The 14,443-nt window shown below is 66.3% G+C and carries 15 protein-coding genes; 8 read left to right on the forward strand and 7 right to left on the reverse strand.

Translation table 11 applies throughout. The features are described 5' to 3' along the window. Positions 1-11: 11 nt before the first annotated feature. The gene (locus AC5Y21_RS06635; RefSeq protein ID WP_499910585.1) at positions 12-806 is read right to left on the reverse strand and encodes a family 1 encapsulin nanocompartment shell protein; all 795 of its coding nucleotides are present in this window, start codon (positions 804-806) and stop codon (positions 12-14) included. Continuing rightward, a complete protein-coding gene (locus AC5Y21_RS06640; protein WP_499910587.1) occupies positions 803-1,816 on the reverse strand; it encodes a Dyp-type peroxidase in 1,014 nt (337 codons plus the stop codon). The genes AC5Y21_RS06635 and AC5Y21_RS06640 overlap by 4 nt, the downstream gene beginning before the upstream one ends. Before the next feature lie 201 nt (positions 1,817-2,017). Between AC5Y21_RS06640 and AC5Y21_RS06645 the strand changes: the two genes are divergently transcribed. Then, positions 2,018-3,277: a M18 family aminopeptidase gene (locus tag AC5Y21_RS06645; RefSeq protein WP_499910589.1), complete on the forward strand. Its 1,260-nt coding sequence runs from the start codon at positions 2,018-2,020 to the stop codon at positions 3,275-3,277. Between the two features lie 10 nt (positions 3,278-3,287). On the opposite strand, the gene AC5Y21_RS06650 is transcribed toward AC5Y21_RS06645, so the two are convergent. Continuing rightward, positions 3,288-3,941, reverse strand: a complete 654-nt coding sequence (locus tag AC5Y21_RS06650) for an acetyl-/succinyl-CoA transferase (protein WP_499910591.1) — start codon at positions 3,939-3,941, stop codon at positions 3,288-3,290. Between the two features lie 166 nt (positions 3,942-4,107). On the opposite strand from AC5Y21_RS06650, the gene AC5Y21_RS06655 reads away from it, so the two are divergent. After that, positions 4,108-4,389: a VOC family protein gene (locus AC5Y21_RS06655; protein WP_499910593.1), complete on the forward strand. Its 282-nt coding sequence runs from the start codon at positions 4,108-4,110 to the stop codon at positions 4,387-4,389. A gap of 118 nt (positions 4,390-4,507) precedes the next feature. Here the strand turns inward: AC5Y21_RS06655 and AC5Y21_RS06660 are convergent, their stop codons facing one another. Further along, positions 4,508-4,720, reverse strand: coding sequence for a hypothetical protein (locus AC5Y21_RS06660; RefSeq protein ID WP_499910595.1), 213 nt, complete (start codon positions 4,718-4,720; stop codon positions 4,508-4,510). 73 nt (positions 4,721-4,793) lie between these two features. Between AC5Y21_RS06660 and purL the strand changes: the two genes are divergently transcribed. From purL to purM, 5 genes are all read left to right on the forward strand, one after another. Further along, on the forward strand, positions 4,794-7,058 hold the full coding sequence (purL, locus tag AC5Y21_RS06665) for a phosphoribosylformylglycinamidine synthase subunit PurL (protein ID WP_499910638.1): 2,265 nt from the start codon (positions 4,794-4,796) through the stop codon (positions 7,056-7,058). Continuing rightward, a complete protein-coding gene (locus AC5Y21_RS06670; protein ID WP_499910640.1) occupies positions 7,055-7,699 on the forward strand; it encodes an Rv0804 family intramembrane glutamic endopeptidase in 645 nt (214 codons plus the stop codon). The genes purL and AC5Y21_RS06670 overlap by 4 nt, the downstream gene beginning before the upstream one ends. Before the next feature lie 12 nt (positions 7,700-7,711). After that, positions 7,712-8,101, forward strand: coding sequence for a sterol carrier family protein (locus AC5Y21_RS06675; protein ID WP_499910596.1), 390 nt, complete (start codon positions 7,712-7,714; stop codon positions 8,099-8,101). 138 nt (positions 8,102-8,239) lie between these two features. Next, on the forward strand, positions 8,240-9,766 hold the full coding sequence (purF, locus tag AC5Y21_RS06680; RefSeq protein ID WP_499910598.1) for an amidophosphoribosyltransferase: 1,527 nt from the start codon (positions 8,240-8,242) through the stop codon (positions 9,764-9,766). A gap of 71 nt (positions 9,767-9,837) precedes the next feature. After that, a complete protein-coding gene (gene purM, locus AC5Y21_RS06685) occupies positions 9,838-10,923 on the forward strand; it encodes a phosphoribosylformylglycinamidine cyclo-ligase (protein ID WP_499910599.1) in 1,086 nt (361 codons plus the stop codon). Between the two features lie 83 nt (positions 10,924-11,006). On the opposite strand, the gene AC5Y21_RS06690 is transcribed toward purM, so the two are convergent. Together AC5Y21_RS06690 and ygfZ are read right to left on the reverse strand one after the other, a co-directional pair. Further along, a complete protein-coding gene (locus tag AC5Y21_RS06690; protein ID WP_499910601.1) occupies positions 11,007-11,192 on the reverse strand; it encodes a DUF3073 domain-containing protein in 186 nt (61 codons plus the stop codon). 148 nt (positions 11,193-11,340) lie between these two features. Further along, positions 11,341-12,435, reverse strand: coding sequence for a CAF17-like 4Fe-4S cluster assembly/insertion protein YgfZ (gene ygfZ, locus AC5Y21_RS06695; protein ID WP_499910603.1), 1,095 nt, complete (start codon positions 12,433-12,435; stop codon positions 11,341-11,343). Between the two features lie 90 nt (positions 12,436-12,525). Between ygfZ and AC5Y21_RS06700 the strand changes: the two genes are divergently transcribed. Further along, positions 12,526-13,410, forward strand: a complete 885-nt coding sequence (locus tag AC5Y21_RS06700; protein ID WP_499910605.1) for an aminodeoxychorismate lyase — start codon at positions 12,526-12,528, stop codon at positions 13,408-13,410. 455 nt (positions 13,411-13,865) lie between these two features. On the opposite strand, the gene AC5Y21_RS06705 is transcribed toward AC5Y21_RS06700, so the two are convergent. Further along, on the reverse strand, positions 13,866-14,443 hold a 578-nt coding region (locus tag AC5Y21_RS06705), incomplete at its 5' end, for an alpha/beta fold hydrolase (RefSeq protein ID WP_499910607.1).

Here is a 14,443-nt window from a genome sequence, read left to right on the forward strand (position 1 = left end):
CGGGGCGGCTACTAACCGAGCGCGACTGAGGCCTCCGCGGTGTAGCACAGGAACGTCAGCGTTTCCTGCAGGTACAGTTGGACGGTATCGGCGTCGTGGCTGGTGTACCCGATTGCGACGTCGGTCCCCAGCTGCAGGTCGAAGTCGCCGCCACGGGTGGTCAGCACGAACGCGCCGTCGATGGCCGGCGCCCAGATGATTTCGCCGTCGACCAGCCGGCTCAGGTGCTCGCGAATGGGGTAGCCGTGCTCGGTGGTCTCGCTGACCTTGGTGTAGACGTCGGCGGACAGCAGCACGGAGTACGGACCGTCAACACCGGCCAGGCGCAATTCGGACAACGCCTGCGAGATGACGTCGGGCATGCCGCGGGGATCGTCGGGCAACGTCAGCTTCGGGTTTGAGCTGGCGCTGCGGATGCCCTCGATCGACGCGTCGCTGTAGCCCTCGAAGATAGTGCGGTCCTCGACGAACGCCAGCTTCTTGGCGGCCTCCTTCACCGGGTCCCAGTCGGAGTCGTTGGAGCCACGCTCGACGTCGTCGATCTCGTCACGCGACAGGGTGAACGGAACCCGGAGCTGGACAAGGGGTTTGCTTGCCCGCAGGTGCGCGACGACCCCGTCGGTGGGCGCCTTCACGTCGATCAGCCGCCCCGTGCTGACCGCGGCGGCGACGGGCCCACCGGGTTCGCTGACATCGACTACCCGGCGCCCGGCGATGTGGCGCTTGAATGTTCGGGTCGCCTCCTCCTCGATTTCCGCCCAGGCTGCTTCGGTGACCGGGGCCAGATCGCGATAGAGATTGTTCATCGGGAGGTTCCTTTCAGGCTGCCGATCGAGAGTGAGCCGTTCGCTGTTTCGGGAGTGGCTGCGGTTGTGGGCATTTGAGGAAGGGGCGGTGGGTCGTCGAGGAAGTCGATGGTGGGGGAGAAGAACATTCCGCCCGTCAGCGCGGTGGAGAAGTCCAAGATGCGGTCGGTGTTGCCTGGCGGATCGCCGAGGAACATATTACGCAGCATCTGCTCGGTTACCCGCGGTGTCCGCGAATAGCCAATGAAATAGGTGCCGAACTCACCCGCACCGAGCTCACCAAAAGGCATGTTGTGCCGCACGATTTTCAGCTCGGTGCCGTCGTCGTCGGTGATCACGTTGAGCGCTATGTGCGAGTTGGCCGGCTTCACGTCGTCGTCCATCTCGATGTCGTCCAGCTTGGTTCGTCCGAACGCTCGTTCCTGCTCGGTGACCGACAGCGACTGCCAGGCCGCCATGTCGTGCACATACTTCTGTACGTGGACATAGCACGAGCCGGCGAAGTCGGGATCCTCGTCGCCGATTGCGGTGGAGCTGATTGCGATTGGGCCGTCGGGGTTTTCGGTGCCGTCGACAAAGCCCAGCAGATCGCGGTTGTCGAAGTAGCGGAAACCATGCACCTCGTCGACAACGGTTACCGCGCCGGCCATTGCCTTGAGGATGCGGCCGGCCAGCTCGAAGCAGACGTCCAAGGATTCCGCGCGGATGTGTAACAAGATATCGCCGGGTGTGGCCGGGGCGGTGTGCCGTGGTCCGGTCAGCGGTGTGAACGGATGCAGCTCCGCGGGCCGCGGACCGGAAAACAAGCGGTCCCAGGCGTCCGAACCAATCGAGACGATCGCCGACAAGCGCTTGGTCGGATCGCGGAACCCGATCGCGCGGGCCAGTCCGGATACGTCGGTCAGTGCGTCGTGCACGGTCGCCTCGCCGCCTTCGTCGATAGTGAGGACGAGAAAGATCGCGGCAGGCGTCAGCGGCGCGAGGATGGGTTGCGGCTGGACCGGAGGCACTCTGCTGACCTTAGCGTGGCGACGGTGAGCGCCGGAAGCGGCGCGAGTAAGGAGCCGCGCAATCGGGCCCAGCGTGGCGACGGTGAGCGCCGGAAGCGGCGCGAGTATGGGGGTACCCCCAGCCGCGTAGCGGCGAGGGGGAGAGCCGCGCAATCGGGCCCAGCGTGGCGACGGTGAGCGCGGACGGCCATGATGTTGGACATGTCGGCCAGCGCAGCAGGCCTCTGCGAGTTCATCGACGCCTCCCCGTCGCCGTTCCATGTCTGCGCCACGGTGGCCGCACGGCTGCAAGAGGCCGGCTACACCGAACTCAGCGAGGCGGACCGGTGGCCGGACCAACCGGGCCGGTACTTCACGGTGCGCGCCGGCTCGCTGGTGGCCTGGAACAGCGCCGAGCGACCCGACGGACTGTTCCGGGTCGTCGGTGCGCATACCGACAGCCCGAACCTGCGGGTCAAACAGCATCCCGACCGGTTGATCGCCGGCTGGCGGGTGGTGGCGTTGCAGCCGTATGGGGGAGCCTGGCTCAACTCCTGGCTGGACCGCGATCTGGGCATCAGTGGACGGTTGTCGGTGCGGGATGGCGGCGGGGTCAGCCATCGGCTGGTCCGGATCGACGATCCGATACTGCGGGTTCCGCAGCTGGCCATCCATCTGGCCGAGGACCGCAAGTCGGTGGCGTTGGACCCGCAGCGCCACGTCAACGCCGTGTGGGGGGTGGGGGCCGAACTCGGCTCTTTCATTGGGTATGTCGCCGACCGGGCCGGCGTGGCGCCGACCGACATGCTGGCCGCCGACCTGATGACGCACGACCTGACGCCGTCGCGGGTGGTCGGCGCCGACGCCAGCCTGCTCAGCGCTCCCCGGCTGGACAACCTGGCGAGTTGCTATGCAGGGCTGGGGGCACTGCTGGCCGCCGAGCCGCGTGACGTGTTGCCCGTTTTGGTGCTGTTCGATCACGAGGAGGTCGGCTCGTCCTCCGACCACGGTGCGCAGTCGGACCTGCTGGGCGCCGTGCTAGAACGCATCGTGCTGGGCGCCGGTGGCACCCGGGAGGATTTCCTGCGAAGGCTGCCGGGCTCCCTGCTGGCCTCGGCCGACATGGCGCACGCGACGCACCCCAACTACCCGGAGCGGCACGAGCCGGGCCATCTGATCGAGGTCAACGCCGGGCCAGTGGTCAAGGTGCACCCGAACCTGCGGTATGCGACCGATGGGCGCACGGCGGCCGCGTTCGAGCTGGCGTGCCGGCAGGCCGGAGTTGCGCTGCAGCGCTACGAACACCGCGCTGATCTGCCCTGCGGGACGACAATCGGCCCGCTGGCCTCAGCCCGGACCGGTATCCCTACCGTCGACGTCGGCGCTGCCCAGCTGGCCATGCACTCTGCGCGTGAGGTGATGGGGGCACACGACGTGGCCGCCTACTCAATGGCGATGCAAGCGTTCCTGGCGCCCGAATAATGTTGCTACGTCAGCTATTTCGGTCGTCAAGGCCGAATAAAGTCCTGCATCTGTCGAAGCCTTGTACCTGTATGTCAGGGTTGGGCTGACGCTGCCAGTCGTCGCGCGTCAGCCGGAACCGAATCGCCTCAGCCGCCGTGCCATCGCGTGCCAACCGCTCGATGCCGTTGTCTTGGTAGCCGTGGCGACGAGAAACCGCGATCGAAGACGCATTGTCGACAAAGGACATCGAGCCGGCGACTTCGGCTCCTAGTTCGGCGAACGCGAAATGCAGCACGGCCGCACGCATTTCGGTGCCATAGCCCTGCCCTTGATAGGTGAGTCCAAGCCACGAGCCGGACTCCACCTGGCGAGTGATGGGGAAGTTCTTGGCAGACAGATCTTGTGCGCCTACTGCGACCCCACCGATCACCACCGCAAATGGCAGCCTCCAGGCATCCCGGGTGAAGCCGCCCATCGTGCGCCATAAGTACGAGAGGGTGTTGAACGGCAGGACTTCGCGCGGCGCCCGCGTCCAGGGCTCCAAGAACGGCATCCGCTCGGGGTCATGGACGCCGTCGAGAGCGGTGTCGATCAGCTGGTCAATCAATTCCTCGGTGGGCAGGCGCAGCTGCAGGCGCGGGGTGGTGATGCGGAGATCGAACAGCGGCCAGTGACGAGACATCGGCCCATTATGTGAGCCGCGGTTCGCGAGCGTGACCGCACCGCGAAATTTCGAGCGGAATCTCGCGGCCACGCTACGCTCGCGGGCGAGAAGGAGGTCTGGTTATGGCGCTCAAAGTGGAGATGATCACGTTCGACAGCAGCGACCCGGCGAAGTTGGCCGGTTGGTGGGCCGAGCAGTTCGGTGGCGAGACCCACGAGCTGATCCCTGGCGAATTCATCGCGGTATCCCGACCGGACCCCGGATCGGGTTTCAGAAGGTTCCTGATCCCACGCCCGGGAAAAACCGCGTGCATCTCGATTTTGGTGCCGACGACGTGGATGTCGAAGTGCGACGGCTGACGGCGGCCGGAGCCACCGAGGTTGACCGGCACAGCTTCGGCGAGAACTTCCGCTGGGTGGTGCTTGCCGATCCTGAAGGCAACCAGTTCTGCGTGGCAGGGCAGTAGGCACGGCTCTCCGGATTCCTCGCGCGCGGCATGGGCGATCACTGGTTGATCTTGATTCCCTCTGACCCCAGTGAGTGCCCGACGCTGATCAGGCTGCCAGGGCGGAAGAGGCCATTGATCAGCTCACCCCCGAACGCGAAGGCAAAATCGAGACGTACGCGGGCGGCCGCATCGAGTTCGTCAACTGTGGGGAGAACTTCGAGACGGTCAGTTGTCCGGCTTGCGGCGGGATGCTCGACACGACTTGGTGGCAGGAGCGCATGTCGACCTCGCGCAGGTCGAAGCGGCGCTGGGTCACCCCGTACGAGAGATTCGCTTGCACCTCTAACACGACATCTGGTGTGCAACTACCGACAGCTCGCACGGCTCATAGACTGTCTGCCGTGATGTCCGCGCGCACCCACGTGATTGACACCGTCGAGCATGCCGCGGCCACTCCAGATCACCCCCAACCGTTTCACGAGCTGGGCCTCAAGGACGACGAGTACCAGCGGATCCGCGAGATCTTGGGCCGTCGGCCCACCGACACCGAGCTGGCCATGTACTCGGTGATGTGGAGCGAACACTGCTCGTACAAGTCCTCGAAGGTGCACCTGCGCTACTTCGGTGAGACCACCACCGACGAGATGCGCGCCGGCATGCTGGCCGGCATCGGCGAGAACGCCGGGGTCGTCGACATCGGCGACGGCTGGGCCATCACGTTCAAGGTGGAGTCGCACAACCACCCGTCCTACGTCGAGCCGTACCAGGGTGCGGCCACCGGTGTCGGTGGCATCGTCCGCGACATCATGGCCATGGGCGCGCGGCCGGTCGCGGTGATGGATCAGCTTCGGTTCGGCGCCGCCGACGCGCCTGACACCCGCCGGGTTGTCGACGGCGTGGTCCGCGGCATCGGCGGCTACGGCAACTCCTTGGGCTTGCCCAATATCGGCGGGGAAACGGTCTTCGACGCGTGCTACGCGGGCAACCCGTTGGTCAACGCGATGTGTGTGGGCGTACTGCGCCAGGAGGATCTGCATTTGGCGTTCGCGTCCGGCGCCGGCAACAAGATCATCCTGTTCGGCGCGCGCACCGGGCTGGACGGTATCGGCGGGGTGTCGGTGCTGGCGTCGGACACCTTCGACAGTGAAGGCTCCCGCAAAAAGCTGCCTTCGGTTCAAGTCGGTGACCCATTCATGGAGAAGGTGCTTATCGAGTGCTGCCTGGAGCTCTACGCAGGCGGATTGGTGATCGGCATCCAGGATCTTGGTGGCGCCGGGTTGTCCTGTGCGACATCGGAATTGGCTTCTGCCGGTGATGGCGGTATGGCGATCGACCTGGATACTGTTCCGCTGCGGGCCAAGGAGATGACGGCCGCCGAGGTGCTCTGCAGCGAGTCGCAGGAGCGGATGTGCGCGGTGGTCTCGCCTGAGAACGTGGATGCCTTTCTGGCGGTATGCCGTAAGTGGGAGGTACTGGCCACGGTGATCGGAGAGGTCACCGAAGGTGACCGGCTGCGGATCACCTGGCAGGGCGAGACGGTTGTCGACGTGCCGCCGCGCACGGTGGCTCACGAAGGCCCGGTGTACCAGCGCCCGGTCGCCCGTCCCGAAACGCAGGACGCGTTGAACGCCGACACGTCGGCAGGGCTGCCACGGCCCGCGGGCGGCGACGAGCTGCGCGCGACTTTGCTTGCGCTGCTGGGCAGTCCGCACCTGTGCAGCCGTGCGTTCATCACCGAGCAGTACGACCGGTACGTGCGCGGCAACACCGTGCTGGCCGAACACGCCGACGGCGGCGTGCTGCGCGTCGACGAAGTGACGGGGCGTGGAATCGCGCTGTCAACCGATGCGTCGGGGCGCTACACCCTGCTGGATCCCTACGCCGGTGCGCAGCTAGCGCTGGCCGAGGCATACCGCAACGTCGCCGTCACGGGTGCCACTCCGGTCGCGGTGACCAACTGCCTCAACTTCGGTTCGCCGGAAGATCCCGGCGTGATGTGGCAGTTCGCGCAGGCGGTGCGTGGTCTCGCCGATGGCTGTGCGGCCCTGGGGATTCCGGTGACCGGCGGCAACGTCAGCTTCTACAACCAGACCGGGTCGGCCGCGATCCAGCCCACTCCGGTGGTTGGCGTGCTAGGTGTCTTGGAGGATGTGAGCCGACGTGTTCCGACGGCGTTCGGCAGCGAGCCTGGCGAAACCCTGATGCTGCTGGGCGACACGCGTGACGAATTCGACGGCTCAGTCTGGGCGCAGGTCACCGCCGGGCATCTGGGTGGGCTCCCCCCCGCGGTCGACCTGCAGCGCGAGAAGTTGCTGGCCGACGTGCTGAGTTCGGCGTCGCGCGACGGGCTGGTGTCCGCCGCGCACGACCTGTCCGAAGGTGGCCTTGCGCAGGCCATCGTGGAATCGGCATTGGCGGGTGAAACGGGTTGCCGCATAGTGCTTCCCGAGGATGCCAATCCGTTCGTGACGCTCTTCTCCGAATCGGTGGGCCGGGTGCTGGTCGCCGTGCCCCGCACCGAGGAGAGCCGGTTCCGGTCGATGTGCGAGGCACGCGGGTTGCCGGCCGTCCGCATCGGCGTCGTCGATCAGGCGTCGGACGTGCTCGAGGTCCAAGGCCTGTTCACGGTGTCCCTGGCGGAATTGCGCGCGACGTCCGAGGCGGTGCTGCCGCGATTCTTCGGATAAGCCGGCTTCGCGCGGGGTCTTCGGCCTTGTCTTTGGCCGCCGGATTGGTTGGCTGGAGCTTCGTCAGTCCGCGGCTTCCGGCCGCCTGGCGGGTGGTGCTGCAGGCCGGCGTGGGTGGGCTGCTAGTGGTGCTGACCCGCGCGCCGCTGGGTCTGAGTCCGCCGCGGCTGTGGACGGGGTTACGCCTGGGGTCAGCTGCCGGCGCGGTGACCGCGACCGCGATCGCGGCGACGACAAGCGTTCCGATGGTCCGGCTGTCGATGTCGGAGCGCGAACTACCCGCATCGGCGGCGGACTGGCTGGGGCTGCGGATACCGATCGGCACGGTCTGGGCCGAGGAGGCGGCATTCCGGGCGGCACTCGCCACCGCGGGTACCGACGCTTTCGGCCCGTCGGCCGGAAGGCTGTTGCAGGCCACCGCCTTTGGCCTGTCCCACATCGCCGACGCGCGGGCGACGGGTGAACCGGTGTTGGCCACCGCACTGGTCACCGGTGTCGCGGGCTGGCTGTTCGGTTGGCTGGCCGGCCGTTCCGGCAGCCTCGCTGCACCGATGTTGGTGCACCTGGCCATCAATGAGACCGGTGCCATAGCCGCGCTGACGGTGCAACGGCGTTATTCGCAGCGGGTCAACCGCACTTAGGCTCTCTCTTTTATGACTGCCCGAGATCGCGCCGATCCGACCAAGGCCCGCCAGGCCGTGCTGGCCATTGCGGACTGGTTGCGCGACGAGACCCGCCCGCCGCCCGAGCGGGACGCGCTGGCGACCGCGGTTCGCCTCACCGCGCGCACCTTGGCGGCACTGGCGCCGGGAGCCAGTGTCGAGGTCCGGGTTCCCCCGTTCGTTGCCGTGCAGTGCGTTTCCGGGCCAAGGCACACCCGCGGAACACCGCCCAACGTCGTCGAAACCGATCCACGGACCTGGTTGCTGCTGGCGAGCGGACTGTTATCACTGGCAGAGGCGAAGACCGCCGGAGCGCTTGCCGTTTCTGGCTCGCGGGCCAGTGAGATCGAGCACTGGCTGCCGCTGTTCGATGTGCGCTGAACATAACCCTGAGCTGCAGGTTTAGACTTGCGAAGCACTTTTTTCGGGGCCCGACACGCGCGCCTGATTCGGCGGCGGACGGGTGGTGGCCGTAGACTCCGTTACGTCACTTACCGCGCCCCAGGGAGCCGCCAAGCCGTGACCGTCCAGCAACCCGAGCAAGACCTGAACTCGCCCCGTGAAGAGTGTGGTGTATTCGGGGTCTGGGCCCCGGGCGAAGAAGTCGCCAAACTCACTTACTACGGCCTCTACGCGTTGCAGCACCGCGGCCAGGAGGCGGCGGGCATCGCCGTCGCCGACGGATCTCAAGTGCTGGTTTTCAAAGACCTCGGCCTGGTCAGCCAGGTATTCGACGAGCAGACCTTGGCAGCCATGGAGGGCCACGTCGCCATCGGGCACTGTCGCTACTCCACCACCGGCGACACCACCTGGGAAAACGCCCAGCCCGTATTCCGTAACACTGCGGCCGGCACCGGTGTTGCGTTGGGCCACAACGGGAACCTGGTCAACACCGCCGAGCTCGCCGCGCGGGCTCGCGATGCGGGGCTGATCGCCAGGCGCTGTCCGGCCCCGGCGACCACGGACTCTGACATCCTGGGCGCGCTGCTGGCCCACGGTGCGGCCGATTCCTCCCTGGAACAGGCGGCGCTGGAGCTGCTGCCGACCGTGCGCGGTGCATTTTGTCTGACCTTCATGGACGAGAACACGCTGTACGCGTGCCGGGATCCGCATGGAGTACGGCCGCTGTCATTGGGACGGCTGGATCGCGGCTGGGTGGTGGCCTCCGAAACGGCGGCGCTCGATATCGTCGGCGCGTCGTTCGTGCGGGACATCGAGCCGGGCGAACTTCTGGCGATCGACGCCGACGGGGTGCGTTCCACACGGTTCGCCAACCCGACACCCAAGGGCTGCGTCTTCGAATACGTCTATCTGGCCCGCCCCGACAGCACGCTCGTGGGCCGTTCGGTGCACGCCACCCGGCTCGAGATCGGCCGTCGGCTCGCCCGGGAATGCCCGGTCGACGCCGACCTGGTGATCGGGGTGCCGGAGTCCGGCACCCCCGCCGCGGTGGGGTACGCGCAGGGGTCTGGCATTCCCTATGGTCAGGGCCTGATGAAGAACGCCTACGTCGGCCGTACCTTCATCCAGCCGTCCCAGACGATTCGCCAGCTCGGCATCCGGCTGAAGCTCAACCCGCTGAAAGAGGTGATCCGCGGCAAGCGGCTCATCGTCGTCGACGACTCGATCGTGCGGGGCAACACGCAGCGCGCATTGGTGCGGATGCTGCGCGAAGCCGGCGCGGTGGAAGTGCATGTGCGCATTGCCTCACCGCCGGTCAAGTGGCCCTGTTTCTACGGCATCGACTTTCCGTCGCCGGCCGAGCTGATCGCCAACGCCGTCGAAGACGAGGAGGAGATGCTCGAAGCGGTGCGCCACGCCATCAATGCCGACACGCTGGGCTACATCTCGCTGCGCGGTCTGATAGCCGCCACCGAGCAGCCCGCCTCGCGGCTGTGCGCCGCCTGCTTCGACGGCACGTACCCAATCGAGCTGCCCAGCGAGACCGCGCTGGGCAAGAACGTCGTCGAGCAGATGCTTGACAATGCGGCGCGCGGAGCCGGGATGGACAATCTCGCGCCCGACGAAGTCCCGGTTGGTCACTGAGAAAACTCGGTCTTGACGCTGAAAGTGGTTTGATACCGGCGGATGCGTGCCGCCCGGTAGCCTTTATCGCGATGACGGATCCCGCAAAAAGCTCCGGCAGAGGCCAGGGCATCACCTACGCGTCGGCTGGGGTGGATATCGAAGCCGGTGACCGCGCCGTCGAGTTGTTCAAGCCGCTGGCGGTCAAGGCCACCAGACCCGAGGTACGCGGCGGGCTCGGGGGATTCGCGGGGCTGTTCGCGTTGCGCGGCGGCTACCGGGAACCGCTGCTAGCGGCCTCCACCGACGGTGTCGGTACCAAGCTGGCGGTCGCGCAGGCGATGGATAAGCACGACACCGTTGGTCTCGACTTAGTCGCGATGGTGGTCGACGATCTGGTGGTTTGCGGCGCCGAGCCGCTGTTTCTGCAGGACTACATCGCGGTTGGCCGAACGGTGCCAGAACGACTGAGCGCGATTGTCAGCGGTATCGCCGAAGGGTGTGTGCGTGCGGGCTGTGCGCTGCTGGGTGGCGAGACGGCCGAACACCCCGGCCTGATGGAACCCGACCACTACGACATCTCGGCCACCGGTGTCGGCGTGGTGGAGGCCGATGACGTCCTGGGGCCCGACCGCGTCAAGCCCGGTGACGTCATCATCGCGATGGGCTCGTCGGGTTTGCATTCCAACGGATATTCGCTGGCCCGCTCGGTCCTGCTTGAGATCGACCGGATGAACCTGGCCGGTTATGTGGAGGAGTTCGGTCGCACCCTGGGCGAAGAATTGCTGGAGCCCACCCGCATCTACGCCAAAGACTGTCTGGCACTGGCCGCCGAAACCCATGTCCGTACGTTCTGCCATGTCACCGGGGGCGGACTGGCCGGCAATCTGCAACGCGTCATCCCGCACGGGCTAGTTGCCGAGATCGACCGCGGGACATGGACACCCGCACCGGTGTTCGTCATGATCGCCCAACGCGGCCGGGTCACGCGTGAGGAGATGGAAAAGACGTTCAACATGGGCGTCGGGATGATCGCCGTCGTCGCACCCGAAGACACCGACCGCGCCTTGGCGATCTTGACCGCCCGGCACCTGGACTGCTGGGTGCTGGGCACCGTGGCCAAGGGCGGAAAAGAGGGTCCCCGCGCCAAGCTGGTGGGGCAACACCCAAGGTTCTGAGAACTGGCCATGCCAGAAGAACTAACCGGAATCAACACAGTGCCGATGCGCTGTGCATCGGCACCGGACAATGGGTACGTGAGTTAGCCGTGCCAGTCGCGCTCGTCGTGCCACGCGTCGTCTGGGCTGTCGCCGTCCAGATCGTTGGATTCGTCGGCACCGCCGCCTGACAGCTCACGCTGGAGCCGCTGGAAGTCAGTCTGCGGGGAGCTGTATTTGAGTTCTCGAGCAACCTTGGTCTGCTTTGCCTTAGCCCGGCCGCGGCCCATGGGGGAACCCCCTCGCGCAATAACGGAGCGGCCTAACGAGTAGGCGGCTCCGATCTCTTAGTGTCGTATTGTCCTGCCGACAGTTTACCGTGCCTCGCGGTTGGGCGTCGGTGGCCCCTGTCCGCCGTGTGGCGGAGCTTGTGGTCAATCATCGCCCACCACCCCGCAACCGTTCAACAGCCAGTCGCCCCGCACCGACCTCGTTCGTGGGCGGCAGGGAGTCGGCGTCGATTGCCGCAGCGACCGCCTCTTCTGCCCCGGTAGCCAATTTGGTGTCGGCGGGTACACCGCGCTTGACGAGCGCCAGCGCCACCGGACCCAGATCCACGTGCTCGACCACGGTGCCGAGGCGTCCGACCGCGCGACCGCCGGCCAGTACAGGATCACCCGTGGATGGCCGTTCCGCAGAGCCGTCGAGGTGCAGCAAGACCAGCATCCGGGGCGGTTTGCCCAGGTTGTGCACGCGCGCGACGGTCTCTTGCCCGCGATAGCAGCCCTTGTCCAGGTGCACAGCCCCTTCGCCCGGGCCACCGATCCAGCCCACTTCGTGGGGAATGGTGCGTTCGTCGGTGTCGACGCCCAGCCGCGGACGCAGCGCGGCCACCCGGTGTGCCTCGTAGGCCCACACTCCGGCCGGTCGGACTCCGACGGCTGCCAAGCGTTGCTTCCATTCGGCAGAATGGTCGCGCGCCACGAGCAGATCCAGTTCGATTTGGTCGGCTGGACCGCCGGGCATCCGGCGCACCAAGCCACCGCCGGGCAGCGCAACGGCATTCGATTCGGCGGGCAGCGCATCCAGCCCCAGCGTCTCCAGCACCGCCGCGTCGGCCAGCCGCGGTCCCAGCAGCGACAGCACCGCGATGTCTGCGGCCTGCGGGGTGACCTTGGCCCAGAAAACCATCTTGCTCAGGTAGGCCAGCAACGGTTCACCGCGCCACGGCTCGGTGTCGAGATAGGTGATGCCATCCAGCTCGGTCTGGATCCAGTGATCCTCGACCCGGCCTTGGCCGTCGAGGCTGAGATTCTGCGTGGTGGCGCCGTCGGGAAGTTCGCTGACGTGTTGCGTCGAGATGCTGTGCAGCCAGGTCTGACGGTCGTCGCCGGTCAGGGTGAGCACTGCGCGGTGCGAGCGGTCGACCAGTACGCCGTCGGTTTCAATCGCTCGCTGTTCGCCGAGCGGATCGCCGTAATGCCAGATCGCGCCGGCGTCGGGTCCGGGATCCGGTGCAGGGACTGCATTCACTGGTTGCCGCTCTCCTCATCGCTTCGCTCGCCATCGGCGAGGGTCACACGTCAACTGTACGGATTCGGTATGCGGCTAGGCTGCTTCTCCATGGCTGGGCAGACGAGCGTTGTTGTCACGCTTGAGGGCGAGATCCTCACGTCCGGAACGCCGTTGCTGTACGCCGACGACCTCGCGGCCGTGCGGGGCGACGGAGTTTTCGAGACGCTGCTGGTGCGGGACGGCCGGGCCTGTCTGATCGAACCGCACCTGCAGCGCCTGACCCAATCGGCCAGGTATATGGATCTGCCCGAACCAGACCTCCCGCAGTGGCGGCGTGCCATCCAGACGGCGACGCAGCAGTGGGTGGCGGGCACCGGCGATGAGGGTGCGCTGCGGTTGATCTACAGCCGCGGCCGGGAGAGCGGTTCAGCGCCGACCGCCTATGTGATGGTCAACCCTGTTCCGGACCGCGTGGCCGCGGTGCGGCGCGACGGGCTCGCAGCGCTGACGCTGGATCGCGGGCTACCGGCTGCAGGTGCCGACGCGATGCCCTGGCTGCTGGCCGGCGCCAAGACCCTGTCGTACGCGGTGAACATGGCCGCGTTGCGCCACGCCGCGCGCCACGGCGCCGGTGACGTCATTTTCGTCAGTTCCGACGGCTACATCCTGGAAGGTCCGCGCTCGACGGTGGTGATCGCCACCGGGGGAGAGTCGGGCGATAACCCATGCCTGCTGACACCGCCGCCGTGGTATCCGATCCTGCGCGGCACCACGCAACAGGCGCTGTTCGAGGTGGCTCGCGCTAAGGGTTACGACTGCGACTACCGCGCTTTGCGAAAAGGCGATCTCCTTGATGCCCAAGGCATCTGGTTGATATCGAGCATGACGCTGGCCGCCCGCGTGCACACCCTTGACGGCCGCCGGCTGTTGCGCTCGCCGATGGCCGCAGAGTTCGGCGAACTGATCGATGCCGCGGTCATCAGCGACCGCTGAGCCTGATAGATCGTGTCACCTGGGTCGGTCACACGTGTCACAAAAAATCGGCGTATACCTTCCAGTCCAGCTACCAGCGACACAAAGGTTGTCGCTCATAGCTGGACTCGAAGACACACCCGAAATTCCGGGGATTGGAGTGACGCGTGGGACCCGCGGTGCGCGACGTGTCCCCGAGCGATCAACGCGAGCCGACTCCGAGAAAAGCGCTACCAGCCCCATCCGGGTCGGTGGTAGCTTCGGCCGTACACAAGAAAGGAGGTGGTCCGCGAAATTGATAGCTTCCCAGCGGGCCACCTAAAACCCCAGTTCACAAGCGGTTTTGCAACCTTCGCCCCGGCGTCACCCCGGCGTCCGCGCGATTACCCGGCGCTAGCGGGGCGTAGCGGCACCACCTTCGCCCCCTTAGAGCCCGGCAGCGTTAACCCCATACGCCGCCTGCGACGGGGCTGTCCTTAGGCGTACAGTTGGCAGCGCTCGACGAGGATGTTGGCCAGCCTTTCCGGCTCGCTGACCATCAGCATGTGGCACGTGTCGACCTCGATTAGCGTCTGCACTCCGCCGAGCGCAGCGATGCATTCGTGTTGAATCTTCATCGAGACGGCGCTTCGATCACGCTGAGTGAGTATCCACGTGCGTGGCACATCGTCGGGCATACAGCTGCGGTCAACTTTTTCTATCATGACGGAGGGTGATTCCTGACAGGACCGAGCCAGCGTGAACCTGCGCTGTGCGGGAGTCATTCCGTTGCAAAATGCAAACCTCGCCAATGCAGTAGGCAAACCTCCCGAACGGCCTTTCTGCACATTGCGTTTCGCAGTGCGACGTGCGAACCAGCTCAGTGCGCCGGGAAACATGTCCACCAGGGCGCTGCCGTTGGCTGGTACTTGCGCGGCGGCCAAGATCATCTCCCGTACCCGCGCCGAGCCGAGCTTGGTGACAACACCGGGGACGGTCAGCCCCGCCAGCGAATGGCCGACGATCACGAGGTCGTCGAGCGCAGCATTCTCGATGTCCGACACGACCGAGTCAG

This window comes from Mycobacterium sp. NGS41, assembly GCF_059812725.1.

Coding starts and splice junctions, on each gene's coding strand:
- AC5Y21_RS06645 (WP_499910589.1), top strand. CDS start 2,018: ATGTCGGCCAGCGCAGCAGGCCTCTGCGAGTTCATCGACGCCTCCCCG.
- AC5Y21_RS06635 (WP_499910585.1), bottom strand. CDS start 806: ATGAACAATCTCTATCGCGATCTGGCCCCGGTCACCGAAGCAGCCTGG.
- purM (WP_499910599.1), top strand. CDS start 9,838: ATGACGGATCCCGCAAAAAGCTCCGGCAGAGGCCAGGGCATCACCTAC.
- AC5Y21_RS06675 (WP_499910596.1), top strand. CDS start 7,712: ATGACTGCCCGAGATCGCGCCGATCCGACCAAGGCCCGCCAGGCCGTG.
- AC5Y21_RS06690 (WP_499910601.1), bottom strand. CDS start 11,192: ATGGGCCGCGGCCGGGCTAAGGCAAAGCAGACCAAGGTTGCTCGAGAA.
- AC5Y21_RS06700 (WP_499910605.1), top strand. CDS start 12,526: ATGGCTGGGCAGACGAGCGTTGTTGTCACGCTTGAGGGCGAGATCCTC.
- AC5Y21_RS06650 (WP_499910591.1), bottom strand. CDS start 3,941: ATGTCTCGTCACTGGCCGCTGTTCGATCTCCGCATCACCACCCCGCGC.